Here is a 4,426-nt window from a genome sequence, read left to right as displayed (position 1 = left end):
AGACCTGCCGTTGGCAGCGGCAGGTGTGACGACCTGCAGGCTGAGCTTGTCAGAGATCATTGCCACAAACTCGCTGTTGGTGGGCTTGCCCCGGGTGTTATGTATGGTGTAGCCAAAATAGGAGTTGAGCACATCCACATCCCCCCGGTCCCAAGCCACCTCAATGGCGTGGCGAATGGCCCGCTCCACCCGAGAGCTGGTGGTGCTGTAACGTTTGGCCACGCTGGGATACAGCTGCTTGGTCACGGCATTGATGATCTCCGGGTCCTCAATAGCCATGATGATAGCGTCCCGCAGGTAGTGATAGCCCTTGATGTGGGCCGGCACGCCAATCTGGTGGAGGATCTCCGTCACCTGCACCCGCAGCTGAGGGTCGGCAGGCTGGGTATCGAAGTGCTTGCCCCTGGCAGAGTACAGGGAGAAGATCCGATCAATGAGCTCGGCTTTGTCGTAGGGCATCAGCACAAAATAGGCCGCGCCGGCGGACAGAAGCTCCCGCTCCAGCATAGGGGTTGTGTACGAGGAGGCGATCAGATACAAGGGCTTCTCCAGGGTGTTGTCCTGACTTACCGCATGCATCACCCCCAAAGCGTCCATGCCAGGCATGAACAGGTCCATCAGCACCACATTGGGCCGCTCCTGCCGGATGCGCTGCACCAGCCTTGCTCCGTCCCGCTCCTCAAAGGCAGTTTGGGCTCCTCGTTGGCGCAGTTTTTCCAACGCCTCTGCATCCCATTCGCCTTCTTCCGAACAAATCATCAGCTTTACTTGCTTATCCATGTGATTCCTCCTGGTGGAACATTTATAATGTAAGAAAATCTTACCATAATTAGCCTTTTCCTGCAAGTCCAAAACCAAATTTTCCACTGAAATACAGGAAGGAATCTTGTTTATTTTTGTCGGTTGATTTCCCCTGAGAATTAAGCGGCAAGTTTCGGCATATATTTTTTCAGCAGGCTGTACATCATCAAATAAACTGTGCCCGGTTTCCTTAAAGCTTTTCCTGAGACTTTATTCTTTAAAATCATTCTTTTAAAAAAAAGCGCTCCTGCCGGATACCCGGCGGGAGTGCTTCTTTTATAGAATGATATGGGACGATCCTCTCTGCGTTCCTCCTTACAAAAAGGTCAGCTGTTTCTCTTTCTGATCTCCTCCAACGGAGCCTTAGGCTGCCGGTCCATGTCCAGCAGGCCGTTCACCTCCTGGAACACATCCGTCAGCTGGGTATAACAGTAGCCGCTGAAACCCGGCAGTTCTCTAGCTCCCCGGGTAATGGCGCCAAAGCGTTCCAACAGGGCGTCTCCGTCGGCCACAGCGCCATGATACCCCCAGTTTTCGCCGCCGGCGTCCTTGGCCATGGCAATGCCCCCAAACTCACTGAAAATCTTGGGCTTGCCCCAGTGGCCGTAGCCCTGGGCGGTAATAATCTTTCCGCTGGGCGCGCCGTTCAGCACACCATCCTCGCTCTGATAGCCCGGCGACAGGTCCTGGGGCCAGGCTGTATAGTCGTGCACCGTGACAATATCCGTCTCCGCCTGCTCCCAGCCGTCATTGCCAGACACCAGCCTAGTGCCGTCCAGGCAGTGGACCATGTGGTACAGGCAGTCGTTCAGCTGCTGAGCCTCCCGCTGGCTCTGAATGGCCGGCACGCCCCAGGACTCATTGAGGGGGGTCCACACAATAATGGAGGGGTGGTTGTAGTCCCGGCGAATAGCCTCGCTCAGGTCCCGCATCAGATTGCGCTTCTCACTGTCCCGCAGCCAATAGGCGCTGGGCAGCTCGCTCCACACCAGCAGGCCCAGCTTGTCCGCCCAATACAGGTAGATAGGGTCCTCAAACTTCTGGTGCTTGCGGGCGCCGTTGTAGCCCATGGCCAGGGTGAGCTCCACGTCCTTCTTCAGAGCCTGGGCGCTGGGGGCGGTGAGCAGCCCGTCCTGCCAATAGCCCTGGTCCAGAATCAGCCGCTGGTAAAGAGGGGAGTTGTTCAGGGTAATCTTATCCCCCCACACCCCTACCTTCCGCAGGCCGAAATAAGTCTCCACCCGGTCGACCGTCTGCCCGTCCGCCAGGGTTTCAATGGTCAGGTCATAGAGACTGGGGGAGCCAGGCCACCAGCAGTGCAGGCCGCTGATCTCCTCGTCATGGCGGAGGAACAAGGTGGTGCGCACATAGCGGTCCGTGGTGAGGCCCACCTCCTGGCAGGCGGCAAGCTTTCCCTCAAAGGAGGCTGTCAGCCGAAGGGCGCCCCTCTTGGGCAGCTCGTTCAGGCTGACCTCTACCTGCACCGCGCCGTTTTCCACATCCGGGGTCAGCCGGAAGTCCAGAGGATAATACTCCCCCACTCCTTCCAGCCACACGCTCTGCCACAGGCCGGTGACAGGGGTATACCAGCAGGCAAAGGGCTCGGGGCGGTAGCTCTGCTTGCCCCGGGGCTGGTCAAAGTCCAGCCGGTCCTCGCAGCGCACGGTCAGGCTGTGGCGGCTCTCTGTCAGGCCGGTCACATCAAAGGTAAAGTCAGAGTAGCCGCCCTCATGGGTCCCCAGCAGCTGGCCGTCCAGCCAGACCTGGGTCCTGTAGTCCGCCGCGCCAAAATGCAGCAGCCGGCGCATGGACTTCAAATTCTCCGGCAGCTCAAAGGTCCGCTGATACCACACCACATCGCAGTGCTCCTGACTGTCAATCCCTGAGAGCTTGCTCTGGTAGGGAAAGGGGACCTCGATCCGCAGCCCACCGCCGTCCAGCCCAGAGGAGCGGTACCACTGCTCCGCCAGCCCCCGGTTCTCCCGGTCAAAGGCAAAGTCCCACTGCCCGTTCAGCGCCAGCCAGTTTTCCCGCACCCGGTCCGGGCGGGGGTATTCTCCACGAATGGGGCTTGGTAAGTTTGACATCATCTGTCAACCTCCTTCCTATTCAATCGAAATTTATTTTCAAAAACATTATCCATAGTTTAGCAACTTTCCCCTTCCGCGTCAATGCCCAAAGAGCAATATAAAAATTTTTTGCCGTTGAACCGGCAGCAGGCCTCTGCTCAGAATTTTCCTTTTCTTCCCTACTAAAATATTGTCGTACATATTGACATACCGCATCTCGCTTGGTAAAATACTCTTAATATTACATTATAATAGGTTTGGTACGCCTGACAGAAGCGGTGGCGGGCGTAATGGTTTACCACAGGAGGAGATTCAACATGTATCATTGCCACATCCGGTTCTGCATGCTTGGGGAGCCCTGCGAGGCTTTTACGGCTATTCAGGCCGCAAAGCCCCTGGAGAGCTTCACCCATGCTTTTACATGGGCGCGCATGGCGGACCAGGAGGGGATGGCAGCGGTCTCGCAGGCTGATGTGATCTTCGCCTGCTTGACGGAGGCGGACTTGAACGCGGTCCTCGCGGCTTTGTCGGCGGCAAAAAAGGAGAACGCCGAGTTGGTTCTCCTGGTTCCCGGCGGCGTAACCGGCCTTGCCGCCGGCTCTCTGCAGGCTGTTGCCAGCATATGGCCTGCGGAGCTCTCCTACCCGGAGGCCGCTTTCCGCTTTGCCCGCTGGCAGGAGGAGCGGAAAATCAAAACCGACTACTGGCAGACCAGCCAGTATCTGGAGGCCACCATCAACAGCGTCCCCAATCTGGTCTGGTACAAGGACAAGGACGGCGTTCATGAAAAGGTGAACGACAGCTTCTGCCACACGGTCAACAAAACAAAGGAGCAGGTTCAGGGCCAACGCCACGCCTATATCTGGGACGTGGACCAGGACGACCCTGCCTGCATTGAGTCAGAACGCCAGGTGATGGAGCAGGAAATGACCCTGATCTCGGACGAGACCATTCTCACCGGCGACGGCCAGCGGCTTCTGACCACCTATAAGTCTCCTCTCTACGACCTGGACGGACAGGTGATGGGCACTGTGGGCGTTGCCATTGACGTGACCCAGGAGAGGGCCTACGCCCGGGAGCTGATGCGGAAGTCCCATGTGCTTGAGTCTATTTTCACCTCTCTGGACTGCGGCGTGATGTGCCACAGCCTGGACGGCACTCAGGTGCTCAGCGTCAACCAAGCCGCTCTGAGCATTCTGGGCTATGACAGCCTGGAGGAGATGCTGTCTGACGGTTTTGACGTGGTGGCCCATTCTGTCGCCGAGGAGGACCGGGAGTCTCTGCGGGACGCCATCATGCAGCTGAAGCATCCTGGCGACAGCGTGAGCGTGGAATACCGGGTAGTGCACCCGGACGGCCAAAGGCTGCACATTATGGGCAATGTAAAGCTGATTGAGGAAAACAGCGAGCTGTATTACCAACGCTTTTTGCTGGACTGCACCGCCCAGAAGCTGGCGGAGCAGCGGGAACGGGAGGCTTTGGAGCTCCGCCAGATGGAGCTGGTCCACGCTTTGGGCAGCGACTATGCCCTGGTGTGCGAGTTCGACCTGGAGACC

General features: G+C 57.7%; 3 protein-coding genes. 1 reads left to right on the top strand and 2 read right to left on the bottom strand.

Annotation, left to right across the window (positions count from 1 at the left end):
* Nucleotides 1–780, bottom strand: a 780-nt coding sequence (gene spo0A / locus ACTO5E_RS10255; protein ID WP_482303402.1) for a sporulation transcription factor Spo0A, incomplete at its 3' end; no start/stop codon positions are given.
* A 347-nt stretch (nt 781–1,127) separates the two neighbouring features.
* Complete coding sequence (locus tag ACTO5E_RS10250) at nt 1,128–2,891, bottom strand: glycoside hydrolase family 2 protein (protein WP_482303401.1); 1,764 nt, start codon at nt 2,889–2,891, stop codon at nt 1,128–1,130.
* Between the two features lie 296 nt (nt 2,892–3,187).
* Here ACTO5E_RS10250 and ACTO5E_RS10245 point away from each other — a divergent pair.
* On the top strand, nt 3,188–4,426 hold a 1,239-nt coding region (locus ACTO5E_RS10245; RefSeq protein ID WP_482303400.1), incomplete at its 3' end, for a PAS domain-containing protein.

This window comes from Acutalibacter sp. (assembly GCF_056800975.1).
Note: the sequence above shows the minus strand (reverse complement) of the source record. Positions and strands in the feature narration are given on the sequence as shown.

Excerpts from the sequence above, each read along its gene's own strand:
- ACTO5E_RS10250 (WP_482303401.1), bottom strand. The coding sequence starts at position 2,891 with ATGATGTCAAACTTACCAAGCCCCATTCGTGGAGAATACCCCCGCCCG.